We start from the raw sequence: 15,923 nt of genomic DNA on the forward strand, positions 1-15,923 counted from the left end.
TCCCACGCCAACCATCAGCGACCCCGTGGCTTAACCAGACCTATCCCACGGACGTTTCCACGGGGCGCTCACCACCCCCGCTCCGCATCATCACTCCAAAAACGACCAGATAGATGAGCGCCGCGCCTACGATCAATGGGCCGATCAGAGCGACACCATAACGCCCTGCGGCTAAACCAATCCCCCACGGCAGCAACGCCGCCCCCAGATTGGCTGCCGCAATCTGAAAGCCGATCGTATTCGCACTATGCACGCTCCCCACACGTTGCGCCGTCGTCGCGATCAACGCAGGAAAGATCGGCGCGAGCGCAAAACCCATCAAGAGCATGCCCATCAAGCCCGCCCACGGCACCGCGAGCAAGCCAATCAAACCAGCCCCCACCGTGGCCCCCAAACTCCCCGCCCAGAGCAGGGTCGTCTGGCTGAAACGCCCCGCCACGATGCCCGCGACTACCCGTCCTAACGTCAACCCAGCCCAGTAAAAACCAACCCACTGCCCTGAACTGGCCGGGTCAAACCCGCGCCCGACACTAAACAGGGTGTAAGTCCATTGCCCAACACTCACCTCAAGCCCTGTGTAGAGCGCAAAAACCAGGATGCTCAACCAGACTGTCGGTAACTTGGCAGTGGTACGTAACGCGACGGGACTACGCACAGCGTGTGCGTGTGTGACCGGCCCATCAGCAACCCAGCGCTGCCGACTCAAGAAAAAGGCGAGCGCCAGCACCAGTTGCCCACCTCCCACCAGCAGATACCCGATCTGCCAGGGTTGGTCACGCACCAGCAGGCCCGTCATCAAGAATGGCCCCGCCGCTGCCCCCAAGCCATAACAGGCATGCAACCAGGCCAGTACCCGCGGGCTGGTCGCGGCGGCGGCATAGGTATTCAACCCGGCATCAATCGCGCCGCCCCCCGCCCCCAGCAACATCGCCATCGGCAAGAGCATCCAGAACGCCGGGGCCAGCGCCAGGCCAAGCAGACTCAGCGCTGTCACCAGGCAACTCACGGCCAATAAGACCCCAACCCCCAGCCGAGCCAGGATGCGGCCACTCAACATACTCACCGTCAAAAAGCCAACTGAAGCCGCAGCAAGCAGATACCCCAGCGCACCAAGCCCAACCTCCTGGGTGGCGGCAATCGAAGGCCACGCGACCCCCAACAGACCATCAGGTAGGCCCAGACTGATAAAACCGACAAACATCAAGCCAATGAGGACCAATTGTCGTGAGCGCAAATGTTTGAACCTTCTTTGTATCTCGCCCCTCTACAATGAGAAACAGCGGCGCACCATATAATCACAGCCTGCATCATAGCCCGACCCGTCTTCACTTTTACCAGGCGCCGTCCCATATTCTCTACCATGGAGGTAGCTCTCATGACAACGGAAGAACTCGCCCGCAACGTGCAGTTTACTGTTGACTCCCGCAACAACATCACCTCGGTTGTGTTGAGCCCTGATCTGTGGCGCGAAGTGTTGCACTCCCTCCGCGAGGCCGAAGATCTCAACCTGGTGCATATGCTCCAGGAACGGGCAACGGCAGGTACAGTTGGCATCGGTGCGTTGCGCTGGCGTGAGTTTGAAGAAGAGTATGCGTAGCTCCTGATCGCTGTATAATTCCCCATCGTCCGCACACAATGCGGGGCAAGCATGGCTTGCCTCGCATTTTTGTGTCACCAAGGCGTGGTACACTACCACACGTACGTGCCAATGATCAGGATCAGGAGCCATCTTATGGATATTTCGCGTGATTCAGTGCTGCGTTATCACTCCGAAGGACGGAAGGGCAAGATCGCTGTCGTCCCAACCAAACCAAGTTTAACCCAGTACGATTTGAGCCTAGCCTATACGCCAGGGGTTGCCATTCCTGTCCTCGAGATTGCCAACGATCCGCAACTCGCCTACGAGTATACCGCGAAAGGTAATCTCGTCGCCGTGATCACCAATGGCACCGCTGTGCTCGGTCTGGGCAACCGGGGTGCCCTGGCGAGCAAGCCTGTGATGGAAGGCAAGGCACTGCTCTTCAAACGCTTTGCCGATATTGATGTCTTTGATCTTGAGCTGGACTTGACCGATCCTGACCAGATCATTCAGGTTGTCCAGGCCCTGGCCCCCACCTTCGGCGGCATCAACCTTGAAGATATCAAGGCTCCCGAGTGTTTTTATATCGAACAACGCCTCAGCGAACTCCTCGATATTCCGGTCTTCCACGATGATCAGCATGGTACCGCAATTATCGCCACCGCAGGCCTGATCAATGCCCTCGAGTTGACTGGCCGCACCATGGCCGCAACCCGTCTCGTCATTGCCGGGGCCGGCGCCGCTGGCATTGCCTGCGCCGAACTGCTGGTGCTCGCTGGGTTGCCCCGTGGCAATATTACCCTCTGTGATACCAAAGGCGTGATCTACGCCGGTCGCCCCGGCACCATCGATCCCTTCAAAGCACGCTTTGTGCAAGAAACAACAGCCCGGACGCTCGCCGATGCGCTCGTCGGGGCCGATGTCTTTCTTGGCCTCTCGGCTGCCAATACCGTCACCAGTGAAATGATCCAGGGCATGGCCCCAAAACCGATCATTTTTGCCCTCGCTAATCCCGACCCCGAGATCCCCTATCCCGAGGCCAGGGCCGCCCGACCTGATGCGATTGTCGCTACCGGACGCAGCGATTATCCCAATCAGGTCAATAATGTCCTCGGTTTTCCCTTCATCTTCCGCGGCGCACTCGATGTCGGGGCCCGCCGCATTACCGATAAGATGAAACTCGCTGCCGCCCACGCCCTCGCCGCCCTCGCCCACGAGGATGTCCCCGACTCGGTGCTCAAGTCGTATCACCTCGATAGTCTGCGGTTTGGTCCAGAGTATATCCTCCCCAAACCTGTTGACCCCCGTGTCTTGCTCTGGGTTCCCCCGGCGATTGCCGAGGCGGCGATGGAAGAAGGCGTGGCGCGCCGTCACGTTGATCTTGTGAGCTACCGCGATACTCTCGAAAGCCGTCTCGGCAAGGGCTGGACGTTGATGCGGTCGATCTTTAATAAGGCGCGCAGCAATCCAAAACGCCTGGTCTTTGCCGAAGGTGAGGAGGATCGCATTATTCGCGCCGCCGCTGCGATTCAGTCCCAGGGCCTTGGTCGGCCCATCTTGCTGGGTCGGCCCGAGGTCATTGCCAATCATATCCAGCGCCTTGGCCTTGATTATCAGCCCGAAGTCTATAACCCCCGTGAGTCACCCCGCCTCGAACACTATGCCGAGGTGCTCTTCGAGCGACGGAAACGCCGGGGGCTAACCCATATCGAGGCCCGTCAATTGGCGATGCGGGCCAACTATCACGGCCTGCTGATGCTTGCATGCGGTGAAGCCGATGCCTTCCTCTCTGGCCTTACCTCGAACTATATTGAAGCTTTGCGCCCCGCCCTCCAGGTCATTGGAACCCGCCCCGGTGTCCGCCGCGCCGCAGGCTGCGAGATGATGATCGTTCACGACCGCGTCGTCTTCTTCGCCGATACCGCGATCAATGTCACGCCCTCATCCGAAGAACTTGCCAATATTGCCGAACTTGCCGCCGGAGTCGCCACCCGCTTTGGCATCACGCCACGCATCGCGATGCTCTCGTTTGCTAATTTTGGCAGCGCTCCCCACGAAGAAGGTCCGCAGCGCATGGCCGAGGCTGCCCGCATTCTGCAAGAACGCCACCCCGATCTCGCCGTCGATGGCGAAATGCAGGTCAATTCGGCCCTCGTCCCTGAGATTACCGAGCAACTCTATCCTTTCAGTCGCGTCAAAAAGGCCAATGTGCTGATCTTCCCCAATCTCGATGCCGCCAATACCGCCTATCAGTTGACCCAGCGCCTCGGTGAGGCCGAGGCGATTGGGCCGATTTTGATGGGCATGCATCGCTCGGTGCATATTTTGCTCCCCGACGATGAGGTGCGCAATATCGTCAACCTCGCCGCCTTTGCCGCGGTCGATGCCCAGGGGTAAAGAGCGCTGATCCGCCCGCCAGCGTTGCTGGTGGGCGGATCAGCGCCTCAGCAAGCTTCACCTGACAATGAACAGTAAATTCGCCGCCTCAGGCAAAATGGGGTCAATATAGCTGTACGTCAATGGCAATAACACGGTCGCAAAATAGCGCAAGACAAATGAGTTCGCAATGCTGTTGCCAAGCATGCTAAAGATGGGCAGTCCGATATCTTGCCCACCCCGCGCAATCATCAGATTCCACATCAGAGTCGATAAAATCCCGATCAGGATGATGCCAAAGAGCATGCCAAGCAGTGTGCCAACCATGCGATCAACGTATTCCAGGCTCCCCGGTAACTGGGCGTACCGAAAGGTGTAGATCCCGGCCGCCGTGAGAAACATAAAGGCAAGCATCAAGACGATCGTGAAACCAATGTACTGACCAACAAAACGCTCAGTCCCAAAGCTGCGCACAAAAAATTCTCCCAGCGGAGCATAATAGAGACTGGCAAGCACAATGGCAAGATAGAGCGAGACAATGACGATGAGGAGACGGATCATGCCTTGAAAAAAACCAGCCGCAATCGCTCCGATGAAGAGAAGAATCAGTACCAGATCGATAAAATTCATGCCGCGCTCCTCTTCCCTAATCGGGTAGGTATGTGCGCAAGGATTATAACATAGCGCCTCCTCAGCCCGATCTCAGTCTTTAGACAGTTGACACCGCTCGCCCAGGTATTACCATAGAAGAGATGGTTTCATGCCATGTGCCGTTGAGCGCCCGTCAGACCTCATGCGGGTTTTGTTTCTCACACATGGTTCCAGGGTTTTGATTTCGGGGATATGTACCTATGAGCGCCCTTGCCACGGGATCTTGTTCCGCTCCGCTTCCCTCTGATGCCCTCAATGTCGAGCCAGCACTTCAGGCCAATCTCCTCACCGACGAGCCTCCGATCGATCCTTCGGTTGCCGTGCCCCCGTTGATTGATGCGCCAACCGAACTGCCACCGCTGCATCGGGTAGATCACGCAGCGATGCCGCACGACAACCTCGCTGCGGCCCCTTCCGAGCCTGAACAGGCTACTATGAGCGTTGCATCAGTTCCCTCTTCAAGCCTCTCTCAGGCCGAAGTGCGGGAGGCCCTGCGCCTTTCAACCATTGAAGGCGCGGTCGCTAATGTCCACCTTGCCATCACCGGGGCCATCGGTGGCAGTGTCTTTTTGACCGGGTTTGCCGTGTTGCTCGGCGCCAATAGCTTGCACATCGGGATCCTCGGTGCGCTACCGTTCATTGGGCAGTTGACCCAGTTTGTCGCGGCCTATCTCGAAGATCGTTTTGGGCATCGCCGCCGCCTAGTGCTGGCCGGCACCCTCGTCGGTCGTTTGATCTGGGCCGCACTCCTGACCTTGCCCTTCCTCGCGCTGACCGAAGATACGCGCTTGTTGACCTTTTTCGCCTTGCTAGCCTGTTCGTATGCCGCCAATGGCATCGCCGGCAATGCCTGGCTGAGCTGGATGACCGATCTTGTGCCCCCTCGTCGCCGTGGGAGTTACTTTGGGATCCGCAATACCGTTGCGACGCTGTCGGCCATGATTACCACGTTCCTCGCTGGCCTGACGATTGACCATTTTCGCCTTCAAGGCCGTGAGGCAACAGGCTATGCCCTGATTTTTGCGGTTGCTGTGCTCGCGGCCATCGGTGCCGCACTGCTGATCCATCGCCAGGCTGAACCACCTGTGCAACCCAAACCTCGTATGCGCCTCACCAAGATGTTCAGTGCGCCCTTTCAGGAACGTCCGTTTCGTTCGTTTGTGATGGCGAATGTCGGCTGGGCACTCGTGACTGGCATTGCCTCGCCCTTTTTCTTTGCCTATGGCTTGACCGTCCTTGGCATCAGTTTTGCTACCCTTAGCCTCACGGTGATTGTCACCAGCGCGGTTTCGCTCGTCTTTAATCCGCTGATTGGACGGCTGCAGGATACCCTCGGCTCGCGGTTGGTGCTCGTTGGATGTATGATCGGGACGGTGCCGCTGCCCCTGGCATGGGTCGTCGCCACCCCCACGAATCTCTTGCCAATCTGGCTCGCCGCGATCTTTACAGGCGTCTTCTGGCCCGGCCTGACCCAAGGACTCGCCAATGTCTTGATGGAATGCGCTCCCGCCGCCCATCGCGGTTCCGCTATCGCTGGCTATGGGGCCGTGACTGGCTTCGGAACCTTGATCGCTGGCCTCCTCGGTGGAAGCCTCGCGCTCTGGTTTGCCCAGATCCATCTCAGTCTCGGGCTGGTTACAGTGACCGGTCTCGCGTTCCTCTTTGTGCTCACGTCCCTCGGTCGTATCTTCATGGCCGCTGTCTTTTGGCGTACGCTCGCTTCCCCTTGACATCAGCCTTGTATTCAGCATATACTTTAACGCATGAAAGGCGGGGTAGTATGCTGATAGCTGGTGTTGTACCCTGCTCACCTTCAGGATGTTTCCTCCCCCACCGCTCTGCAAAGTATAGCAGGAGGCGTTCGCATGGCTACGATGAGCCTGCAAGCCGCATATGATCAGGCCCGCAACTATCTTGAGGCCAATCAGGTCGATCAGGCGATTGGTGTGGCTCAGCAGATCCTTGACCACTTTCCTGAAAATCTTGAAGCTCACCGGGTTCTTGGTGAGGCCTATCTCGCTGGACGTCAGTTCGATCAGGCCGAGGCTGCCTTTAGCCGCGTGCTCTTTGTTGATCCCGAGAGCATTCCCGCTCACGTTGGCCTCGGGATTACGTTTGAACGCCAGGGGAAGCTTGAACACGCGATCGCTGAGTTTGAACAGGCCCTCGAGATTCGGCCCGATATGCCCGAATTGCGCGGGCAGTTGCTTCGCCTCTATACCGATCTCTGGGGGGCCGAGGGCGCAACCCTCCGCTTGAGCCGCCCCGGGCTCGCACGCCTCTATGCCAAGGGCCATATGCTCCCTCAGGCTATTCAAGAGTTCCGTGGCGTGATTGAGGAGCATCCCGATCGCTTCGATGCCCGCGTTGGCCTCGCTGAGGCTCTCTGGCGCGATGGGCAGGAAGATGCCGTGGTCGAGTTGTGTGAGGCGATCCTTGCCCAGCGTCCCGAGGTGCTCAAGGCAAATCTGCTCCTTGGTTATATCCTCCTCGCTGGCGGCGATCCCGCCGGTGAAGCCTACTGGCAGCGCGCTCAGGCCCTCGACCCCTATGAACTGGTCGCCCATGCGCTCTTTGATCCGATGCCTGGGATCGTTGGCCCAGAACTTGTTGTGCCCGCATGGGACGAGGCTGCTTGGCTCGCTCGACGTGATCAGGCCGAAGCAATGCCCGAGACGATGCTCGGCGAAGAACCCGATGCCATCTTCGCGCAAGCCGCTCCCCCAGTAGAGCCGGTCGAGACCGCTGAGGAGGTGCTGCCGGAACTGCCCCCATCCCCTGCTGTCAGCGATTTTGATGATGAAGATGATTTCCTCGCTAGTCTGCTGGCGATGGAGGCTGGCTTTGAAGAAGAGACCGCTTTCGCTGAAGCGAGTGGGGTGACGCCGTTCAGTTTTGATGAGCAGCCTCCTCTGGCTGAGTCTGTTGCACCTTCTGATGTTGAGCCGTCAACATCAGCCTTTGCGTTTACGGAAGATGTTGCTCCTGTAGAGCATGCCGCCCCCACCACCGAAGACGACGTCGACCTCGAGCCCTTCTCGCTCGATGACCTTGGTCTCAGCGCCGACGAAATCGCCCAACTCGAAGCCGCCGTCCCTGCCGAAGACGCCGCCCCCGCCACCGACGAGGACGTCGACCTGACCCCCTTCTCGCTCGATGACCTTGGTCTCAGCGCCGACGAAATCGCCCAACTCGAAGCCGCCGTTCCTGCCGAAGAGGTCGCACCCACCACCGAAGACGACGTCGACCTCGAGCCCTTCTCGCTCGATGACCTTGGTCTCAGCGCCGACGAAATCGCCCAACTCGAAGCCGCCGTCCCTGCCGAAGACGCCGCCCCCGCCACCGACGAGGACGTCGACCTCACCCCCTTCTCGCTCGATGACCTTGGTCTCAGCGCCGACGAAATCGCCCAACTCGAAGCCGCCATTCCTGCCGAAGAGGTCGCACCCACCACCGACGAGGACGACGTCAACCTGACCCCCTTCTCGCTCGATGACCTCGGCTTCAGTGCCGACGAAATCGCGCAACTCGAAGCCGCCGTCCCTGCCGAAGAAGTCGCCCCCGCCACCGACGAGGACGTCGACCTCACCCCCTTCTCGCTCGATGACCTTGGTCTCAGCCCAGAAGAAATCGCGCAACTCGAAGCCGCCGTCCCTGCCGAAGAAGTCGCCCCCGCCACCGACGAGGACGTCGACCTCACCCCCTTCTCGCTCGATGACCTTGGCCTCAGCGCCGACGAAATCGCGCAACTCGAAGCCGCCGTCCCTGCCGAAGAGGTCGCCCCCGCCACCGACGACGACGTCAACCTGACCCCCTTCTCGCTCGATGACCTTGGCCTCAGTGCCGACGAAATCGCGCAACTCGAAGCCGCCGTCCCTGCCGAAGACGCCGCCCCCGCCACCGAGGACGACGTCAACCTGACCCCCTTCTCGCTCGATGACCTCGGCTTCAGCGAAGGTGACCTCGCTAACTTTGAAGCTGCCATCGCCGCGGAAGAGGCAAGCAAAGGGCAGGAAATGCGCCAGACCCAAGGTTCTCAGGAAGAGGGAACGGCAGCATTCAGTGAGATGACCGATCTTGATCTTAACTTCGATGATCTGCAGCCATTCTCGCTTGATGATCTCGACCTCAGCAACTTCGAAGAGAACCCTGAGGGACTACCATCCTTCCTACAGCCCTTCTCGTTAGACGAGGCAACGGCCACGCCAGGCGACAAAGAGGCTCCAGAGCGTGACGAGCCAGAAATCTTCAGTTGGCAAGAACCTGCAGCCCGTGAACGGACGAGCTTTGGTCAACAAGAAGAACCAGAGCCATCAGGCGTCAGCATCTTTGGCAAATTGGCCCAGCAAGCCGCCGAGCGGCCCCCTCATGAACCGCCACCACTGGCTCCGGTTGATGATGAAGAGGCCGAAGCAGCTGGGTATTTCTCGGATGATGATGTCGCCCTGCGTGAAGAGACGTCGGGCAAGCCAGAGCGTTTCGTTTCAGGTTTTCGTTTGCCTCGTGAAGGTGAAGAACGCGCCGCTGAAGCACATGCCGAGGTCGAGCCTGCCGCATTCACCCTTTCACCCCCACCTGAGCAAGACGTGGATCTAACGCCCTTCTCGCTCGCCGATCTGGGCCTCTCACCCGAAGAGATTGCCGCCCTGGAAGCCGAAGCTGCAGAAGGGGCAGCCATGACTGCCAGTGGTGAAATGGGCTTGCTCGGGGAGGACGTGGATCTAACGCCCTTCTCACTCGCCGATCTGGGCCTCTCACCCGAAGAGATTGCCGCGCTTGAGGGCGTTGAACTGCCTGAAGCGACGCTCGGGGAGGACGTGGATCTAACGCCCTTCTCGCTCGCCGATCTGGGCCTCTCACCCGAAGAGATTGCCGCGCTCGAAGCAGCAAATCAGGAACAGTTCAATCTGCCAGTCACTGGTGAGACGATCGTGCCCGGGTGGTCACGCGGTGAAGAACCAGAATTAATCCCGTTTAGCCCCCAGGTTGAACCGCCGATAGCACCAGCAGAGGCAACGCCAGACATGCTTGAGACAGATCAAGCAGCAGCTGAACTACCCACCGAGAGCGACACTGATTTCACCAACATATTTGAAAGCGACGTCCAACCCTTCTCATTTGATGAATTTGACCTTGAGACAGGTGAGCCACGCACGCTCGAGCACGACGACGAAGGCATCAGTGGCGATGTACAGCCCTTCTCGCTGGATGATCTTGATCTCGGTGATCTTGATGCGTTTGCCCCCGATGCCGAAGAACGGAAACTGGGCGTAACCAGCGAAGAACTGGCTGGTCTTGACCTTGGCAACCTCGAGTCAATGACAGGCGAAAGACCGTCGCTCAAGATCGCCGACGATCCAGAGGCTGCCCTGGGGCATCTGACAACCCTGGGTCAGCAGCAAGGCTATGTGGATCTGACCGATATTATCAGCATGGTCTCTGATCCTGAAGCCGAAGCCGACCAGATCGAACAGATGGCGTGGTCACTCCATCATGCTGGCATCCAGATTCGTGATGGCGATGAGGTCATTGACCTCGAAGGTGAAGCCGAAAGCGAAGCACTTGAAGCCATCGGTGATGTCTTTGACGCCGAAGCTGGGCTAGCCGCAAGCCAACCCTCTTCCACCGAGCTTGAACCCTTCTCGCTCAACGAACTCGGCTTGAGCGATGACGAACTTGCCGCCCTCGGGCTCGATAGTCTCGGTCAACCAGAAGCCGCTGCACCTGGCGCACCAGCGGGCGAAGAGGCCGATCTGACCCCCTTCTCACTCGCTGACCTGGGCCTCACCCCCGATGAGATCGCACTCTTCGAGGCCGATATCATTGAGGAAACCGAGGAACCAGGGTCGGTTATGGCACCAACAGGCGAGCCTGAAGCCGAACTGGAACCCTTCTCGCTCAGCGATCTTGGCCTCACCCCCGATGAGATCGCTATGCTCGAAGCGAGTGTCGAGGAGGCTAGCCTCCTGGGCGTATCTAGTGATGAGGAGGCAGTAGCCCCGACGGTTGACGCGACAGGCGAAGACGGGCCAGGCGCAACCGAGGCTGTTGACGACGACGAATTCGACTTCGATCTGGCCGAAGCAACCCCAGTTGAAAGAGTCACCGCACGCACCGAGCCGCGGGTTGAAGAGCCAGTGACCGAGGCAGATCCAGCTGATACTGACTTTGAGCCCGAGCCACTCGATAACCTGGATGATATCTGGGACGCGTCGACAGAGGAAGCCGAACTTCTCACACCGGCGCGCGTCATCTTGCCACCAATGAGCGAACGCTTTGCCGAACCACCCCCGCCGCCACGTCCGGCAAGTATCACGCCTACCGTGCCACCTGCATCGCCTCAACTGAGTCGTGATGAAGAGCGGTATGCCCGACGAGAAGGAGCGCCACGGCGCTACCGTGAGGAAGAGCGGCAACCTCGGCGCTTCCGGCAAGCCGAAGCAACGGCAGCCCTGGCTACCACCGCCGAATTTGCTGGCTTTGTGCCAACTGGTGATCCCTTGCTCGATGATTATCTTGGACAACTCGACGAAGAACCAGACAACTACGGCCTGGCAATGGCAATCGGTCATCTCTGCGCACAAACGAACCGGCCAGAAATTATGACCCGGGCCTTCAAGCGCGTTGTTCGCGCCGGGCAAGGCCTTGAACAGATGGTATCCGAACTCGAAACCTTGATGGGAAGCATCGAAGAACCGGCGATCAAACAACCATTGACCCGCTTGCTAGGCGATGCCTATTCCAAACAAGGTCGGTATACCGACGCCATGCAAGCGTATGGCGCCACGTTCACCCAATGAACAGGATCCACTATCAGGCCGCCTGTCTAGAGCACAGACATGTTTGGTCAACATAAGTTTACGAGAGGTCAAGGTATGCGCCGCATCGTTGAAGACCTGCTACGCGTTGAAGGGGTCATTGGAAGCCTCCTGGTTGGTAAAGATGGGCTTGTCGTCTCGAGCACCCTGCTCGACGAAGAGGATGCCGAAATTCTTGGTGCCATGTCGGCCGCCGTCTTTGGTGAGATTGACAAAGCAACGAAACGCATTGGCATCGGCACGCTGGTCGACTCGATCATTGACGCCAAAGATGGCTCGATACTGCTCCTTGAAGCCAAGGAATTGATCCTGGTCGTCATTACCCAGCGTACCGTCAATCTCGGCCTCGTGAAAATGGAGATGCGCCGGGCAGCCAAGCGCATCAGCGAAGCGGTGCCGATCTAAAAGTTAGCGCCCTCCAATGCAATCCTGCGGTGCGCCCAAAAGCCAGCAATGCTGGCTTTTGGGCGCACCGCGACATGATATTATACCCAGAACAGGCAGGGAGATTTACCCCGTGTGTTCTGGGTGTGGTATACTGGTCTCGATTATTCTTGCTACACAGAATGAGGAACTTATGGAACGTGCATTGATTATTCTCAAACCTGATGCAGTCCAACGTGGGTTGATCGGGCCAATCCTTTCACGCCTCGAGCAACGTGGGCTGCGCTTTCAGGGGCTCAAGCTGATTCAGATGACGAAAGATATGGCTTGCCAGCACTATGCCGAGCACGAAGGCAAAAGCTTTTTTAGCGGCCTCATCACCTATATCACCTCAGCACCAGTCCTGGTGCTCGTCGTCACAGGCAAAGCCGGTACCGTCGAACTGGTGCGGGCCATGGTTGGCGCAACCAATCCGGCCAAAGCGGCACCAGGCACCATCCGCGGTGATTTTGGCCTCGAAATCGGGCGTAACCTTATCCACGCCTCTGACTCGCCCGAAAACGGTGAGCGCGAAACGGAGATCTTCTTCAAATCTGAAGAACTCATAGGTCAATGGGAGCGCGCCATCCATATCTGGATTCACGAATAAGCTTGGACGGGCCAAAAAGCGAACTGCCCTGGCTTTTTTGCCCGTCAAGAAGCGTGGTTTGCGGAGGTAGTTCTCGCGCAAACCGCGCTGCTGCAAAAGAGAAATTGTATGCTCGTGGTTATGGAAGCCCATGCCGATGCGGCCAAGATCGAGGCGGTCTGTGCTGAAATTCGGGCCATGGGCTATGTCCCCCATCCAATGCCCGGTCCAACCCGTACCGCCATCGGCATCACCGGCAATCGTGGCCCGGTTGAACAGGCAACCCGACTCCAGCGTATGCCCGGGGTCGCCCAGCTTATTCGCGTAACATCACCCTATAAACTGGTCAGTCGTGAGTTTCACGAAGGCGATACCCTTGTCCAGGTCGGCCCGGTTGTTTTTGGCGGCCCCGCTGTGACCATCATCGCTGGCCCCTGTACCGTCGAGACCCGTGAACAGACGCTGACGATTGCCCACGCTGTCCGTGAGGCCGGCGCAACAATGCTCCGCGGCGGTGCGTTCAAGCCGCGTACGTCACCCTATGCCTTCCACGGGCTCGGCGAAGAGGGGTTGCGTATTCTCGCTGAGGCACGTGAGGCGACCGGCATGCCCGTCATCACCGAGGTGATGGATGTCGAAACGCTCCCTATGGTCTGTGAGTATGCCGATATGCTGCAGATCGGGGCCCGCAATATGCAGAATTATCCGCTGCTCCGCGCCGTCGGACGCTCGGGTTACCCGGTGTTGCTCAAACGAGGCTTTGCCGCAACCGTGAAAGATCTGTTGCTCGCCGCCGAGTATGTGCTCAATGAAGGCAATGCCGATGTCGTGCTCTGTGAGCGCGGGATCCGTACCTTTGATGATACGCTCCGCTTTACCCTCGACCTCGGTGCAGTGCCGATGATCAAGCAACTCTCGCATTTGCCCGTCATTGTTGATCCTTCCCACGCGAGTGGACGCTGGGATCAGGTATTGCCAATGGCACGGGCGGCCATTGCCGCCGGCGCCGATGGGTTGATTGTTGAAGTGCATCATAATCCAGCCTTTGCCCTCTGTGATGGGCAACAGTCGCTGGTACCTGATCGTTTTGTCGCCATGATGGAACAGGTCGCCCGCATCGCTACCGCGATGGAGCGCCCAATGGCATCCTGAGATGGCTTGCATCGTTACGTTGTGAGTGTATGGAAATACGTCGTTGGCGTCAGTATAACTGGCCGTTGCTGGTCTGTGTGATTGTCTTGCTGGTGCTCGGCGCACTGGCAGTCTATAGCGCCACCCTCACGGCGGTTACCGGCACAGGGGTGCCGTTGCATATCATCTATCCCGATCATTTGATCAATATGGGCCTTGGGCTCACTTTGATGGTCGCGTTTACGTTCTTTGATTATCAGTTGCTCTCGAGTTTGGCGCGCCCGATCTATCTGATCGGAGTCTTCTTGCTGATCCTGGTACTCTTTATTGGGCGTACCAGTGAAGGTGCACGCAGTTGGATTGAGATTGGTGCCCGTACGTTTCAGCCAACTGAGCTCGCCAAACTCGCACTGATCATTGTGCTTGCCGCCTATTGGCAGCGCTTTGAACAGATCAACGACCGCTGGTTGGTGCAACTCGGGGGGTTGGTGATTGCAGGGCTGCTCGGGTTGTTGGTACTCGTACAACCCGATCTCGGCGGGGCAATTGTGATCGCGTCGATCTGGGTCATGATGGCCTGGGGATCAGGTATCCGCTGGCAACAGATCCTGACGCTCACCGTTATTATGCTGCCCCTTGTCTACATCGGCTGGCAATCTGATTCGTTCCTTGATGACTATCAGAAACGTCGCCTGCTCACCTTTTATTATCTGCTGAACGATCCGTCACTCGTTGATTTCAATGATAGCTATAATGTTGTGCAGGCAATGAACGCGCTCACGCAGGGCGGCTTGTTTGGGGCCGGTTTGACCAATGGGCTCTTCAGTCAAGGTAATTATGTTCCCGTACAACATACCGATTTCATCTTTGCAGTCATTGGGGAAGAGATGGGCTTTTTCGGTGGCGTCGTGCTGATTACCTTCCAGGCCTTCCTGCTCTGGCAGGCACTCTCGATTGCCAACCAGGCCCGTGATACCTTCGGTCGCCTGATGGCCCTTGGGATCTTTGGCATGCTCTTTTGCCATCTGGTGATCAATCTTGGCATGAATATGAGTCTTTTGCCCGTCACCGGTCTGCCCTTGCCCCTCGTCTCGCACGGCGGTAGTTTTATGATCATTACGCTTATCTCGATTGGTCTGCTCCAGAGCATTGCCCTCCGTAGTAAGCGGCTGGTTTTTTGATGTTTGCCGTTACCTTCGCTGATGTCGAACAGGCCGCCGCGCAGTTGCACGGGGTGGCCCATGTGACCCCCGTGATGACGAGTCGTACGCTGGATGCAGTGACCGGGCGGGCGATCTTTCTCAAGTGTGAGCAATTTCAACGCGGTGGGGCCTTCAAGTTCCGCGGGGCCTACAATGCGATCAGCCGGTTGAGTGCGCACGAACGGCAACGTGGCGTGATCGCGTTTAGCAGTGGCAATCATGCCCAGGGTGTCGCCCTTGCGGCCCAACTCGCCGGGGTGCCCGCCGTGATCTGTATGCCCGACGATGCTCCACCCGTCAAATTGGCCGCAACCCGTGACTATGGGGCCGAGGTGGTGATCTATCAACGGGCAACTACCGACCGTGAGGCCTTTGCCCGTACCCTTGCCGAACAGCGTGGCCTCACCCTGATCCCACCCTATGACCATCCGCAGATTATGGCCGGGCAAGGCACCGCTGCCCACGAACTGCTGGCCCAGGTTCCCGAGCTTGATACCCTGGTCATGCCGGTTGGGGGCGGGGGGCTGATCAGTGGCTGCACGATCGCCGCCAAAGCCCATCACCCGACGCTCCGTATCTTTGGCGTCGAGACCGAAGGGGCCGACGATGTGCGGCGTTCGCTCGCCTGCGGTGAACGGGTGACGATCGATCCGCCTACCACCATTGCTGATGGCATCCGCACCACCGCCCCTGGGTATCTCACTTTTCCAATCATTCAGCAGTATGTCGAGCAAATCCTGGTTGTACCCGATACCGCCGTCCTGGAAACCATGCGCTTTTTGCTGATGCGGATGAAGCTGGTCGTTGAACCAACCGGTGCTGTCGGCCTCGCCGCCGTGATGACGGGCGTGGTTCCCCCGACTTGTCAGCGCATCGGTGTCATCATCAGCGGCGGCAACGTCGATCCTGCGCTGCTGGCTTGCCTCGGCTAGCCCTCGCTAGCGTGCTGGGTTCTCGCGCACGTGAGAACCCAGGGCCACTGGGCCAGCCTGCGCCCAACACAGTATGGCCCGCACCACTCAAGGCTTTCACCCCCACGTCCACCCATGGAACGGCCTGGATACCCGCGACCGCGACCGCCATCCCCTCCCTGCCCTGGTGCTGCGGCGCCGCTCGATGGCGTCACCGGCCCCTCGTAAGGCCGAAGCACCGCG

11 protein-coding genes are annotated in these 15,923 nt (G+C 58.6%); 9 read left to right on the plus strand and 2 right to left on the minus strand.

Annotated elements, in window-relative coordinates; genetic code table 11:
* Positions 1-40: 40 nt before the first annotated feature.
* Complete coding sequence (locus tag A9Q02_RS14305) at positions 41-1,234, minus strand: MFS transporter (protein WP_097653765.1); 1,194 nt, start codon at positions 1,232-1,234, stop codon at positions 41-43.
* Positions 1,235-1,375: 141 nt separating this feature from the next.
* On the opposite strand from A9Q02_RS14305, the gene A9Q02_RS14310 reads away from it, so the two are divergent.
* Together A9Q02_RS14310 and A9Q02_RS14315 are read left to right on the plus strand one after the other, a co-directional pair.
* Positions 1,376-1,597, plus strand: coding sequence for a hypothetical protein (locus A9Q02_RS14310; RefSeq protein ID WP_097653766.1), 222 nt, complete (start codon positions 1,376-1,378; stop codon positions 1,595-1,597).
* 135 nt (positions 1,598-1,732) lie between these two features.
* Positions 1,733-3,976: an NADP-dependent malic enzyme gene (locus tag A9Q02_RS14315; RefSeq protein ID WP_097653767.1), complete on the plus strand. Its 2,244-nt coding sequence runs from the start codon at positions 1,733-1,735 to the stop codon at positions 3,974-3,976.
* A gap of 57 nt (positions 3,977-4,033) precedes the next feature.
* Here the strand turns inward: A9Q02_RS14315 and A9Q02_RS14320 are convergent, their stop codons facing one another.
* Positions 4,034-4,585 (minus strand): CvpA family protein, encoded by a 552-nt coding sequence (locus A9Q02_RS14320; protein WP_097653768.1) that lies wholly within the window; start codon positions 4,583-4,585, stop codon positions 4,034-4,036.
* Between the two features lie 221 nt (positions 4,586-4,806).
* Between A9Q02_RS14320 and A9Q02_RS14325 the strand changes: the two genes are divergently transcribed.
* The 7 genes from A9Q02_RS14325 (at position 4,807) to A9Q02_RS14355 (ending at position 15,701) form a co-directional block, all read left to right on the plus strand.
* A complete protein-coding gene (locus tag A9Q02_RS14325; RefSeq protein ID WP_245860554.1) occupies positions 4,807-6,336 on the plus strand; it encodes an MFS transporter in 1,530 nt (509 codons plus the stop codon).
* Positions 6,337-6,471: 135 nt separating this feature from the next.
* Positions 6,472-11,406 (plus strand): tetratricopeptide repeat protein, encoded by a 4,935-nt coding sequence (locus A9Q02_RS14330; protein ID WP_097653769.1) that lies wholly within the window; start codon positions 6,472-6,474, stop codon positions 11,404-11,406.
* Between the two features lie 75 nt (positions 11,407-11,481).
* On the plus strand, positions 11,482-11,829 hold the full coding sequence (locus A9Q02_RS14335; RefSeq protein WP_097653912.1) for a roadblock/LC7 domain-containing protein: 348 nt from the start codon (positions 11,482-11,484) through the stop codon (positions 11,827-11,829).
* A 172-nt stretch (positions 11,830-12,001) separates the two neighbouring features.
* Positions 12,002-12,457 carry a nucleoside-diphosphate kinase gene (ndk, locus tag A9Q02_RS14340; RefSeq protein ID WP_097653770.1) on the plus strand — a complete coding sequence of 152 codons (456 nt, stop codon included), beginning with the start codon at positions 12,002-12,004 and terminating at the stop codon, positions 12,455-12,457.
* A 108-nt stretch (positions 12,458-12,565) separates the two neighbouring features.
* Positions 12,566-13,588: a 3-deoxy-7-phosphoheptulonate synthase gene (gene aroF, locus A9Q02_RS14345; protein ID WP_097653771.1), complete on the plus strand. Its 1,023-nt coding sequence runs from the start codon at positions 12,566-12,568 to the stop codon at positions 13,586-13,588.
* A 29-nt stretch (positions 13,589-13,617) separates the two neighbouring features.
* Complete coding sequence (locus A9Q02_RS14350; protein WP_097653772.1) at positions 13,618-14,748, plus strand: FtsW/RodA/SpoVE family cell cycle protein; 1,131 nt, start codon at positions 13,618-13,620, stop codon at positions 14,746-14,748.
* Positions 14,748-15,701, plus strand: a complete 954-nt coding sequence (locus A9Q02_RS14355; RefSeq protein ID WP_097653773.1) for a threo-3-hydroxy-L-aspartate ammonia-lyase — start codon at positions 14,748-14,750, stop codon at positions 15,699-15,701. The genes A9Q02_RS14350 and A9Q02_RS14355 overlap by 1 nt, the downstream gene beginning before the upstream one ends.
* The last annotated feature ends 222 nt before the right edge of the window (positions 15,702-15,923 follow it).

Source organism: Candidatus Chloroploca asiatica (genome assembly GCF_002532075.1).
Classification (GTDB): domain Bacteria; phylum Chloroflexota; class Chloroflexia; order Chloroflexales; family Chloroflexaceae; genus Chloroploca; species Chloroploca asiatica.

Excerpts from the sequence above, each read along its gene's own strand:
- A9Q02_RS14310 (WP_097653766.1), top strand. The coding sequence starts at position 1,376 with ATGACAACGGAAGAACTCGCCCGCAACGTGCAGTTTACTGTTGACTCC.
- A9Q02_RS14315 (WP_097653767.1), top strand. The coding sequence starts at position 1,733 with ATGGATATTTCGCGTGATTCAGTGCTGCGTTATCACTCCGAAGGACGG.
- A9Q02_RS14320 (WP_097653768.1), bottom strand. The coding sequence starts at position 4,585 with ATGAATTTTATCGATCTGGTACTGATTCTTCTCTTCATCGGAGCGATT.
- A9Q02_RS14325 (WP_245860554.1), top strand. The coding sequence starts at position 4,807 with ATGAGCGCCCTTGCCACGGGATCTTGTTCCGCTCCGCTTCCCTCTGAT.
- A9Q02_RS14330 (WP_097653769.1), top strand. The coding sequence starts at position 6,472 with ATGGCTACGATGAGCCTGCAAGCCGCATATGATCAGGCCCGCAACTAT.
- A9Q02_RS14335 (WP_097653912.1), top strand. The coding sequence starts at position 11,482 with ATGCGCCGCATCGTTGAAGACCTGCTACGCGTTGAAGGGGTCATTGGA.
- ndk (WP_097653770.1), top strand. The coding sequence starts at position 12,002 with ATGGAACGTGCATTGATTATTCTCAAACCTGATGCAGTCCAACGTGGG.
- aroF (WP_097653771.1), top strand. The coding sequence starts at position 12,566 with ATGCTCGTGGTTATGGAAGCCCATGCCGATGCGGCCAAGATCGAGGCG.
- A9Q02_RS14350 (WP_097653772.1), top strand. The coding sequence starts at position 13,618 with ATGGAAATACGTCGTTGGCGTCAGTATAACTGGCCGTTGCTGGTCTGT.
- A9Q02_RS14355 (WP_097653773.1), top strand. The coding sequence starts at position 14,748 with ATGTTTGCCGTTACCTTCGCTGATGTCGAACAGGCCGCCGCGCAGTTG.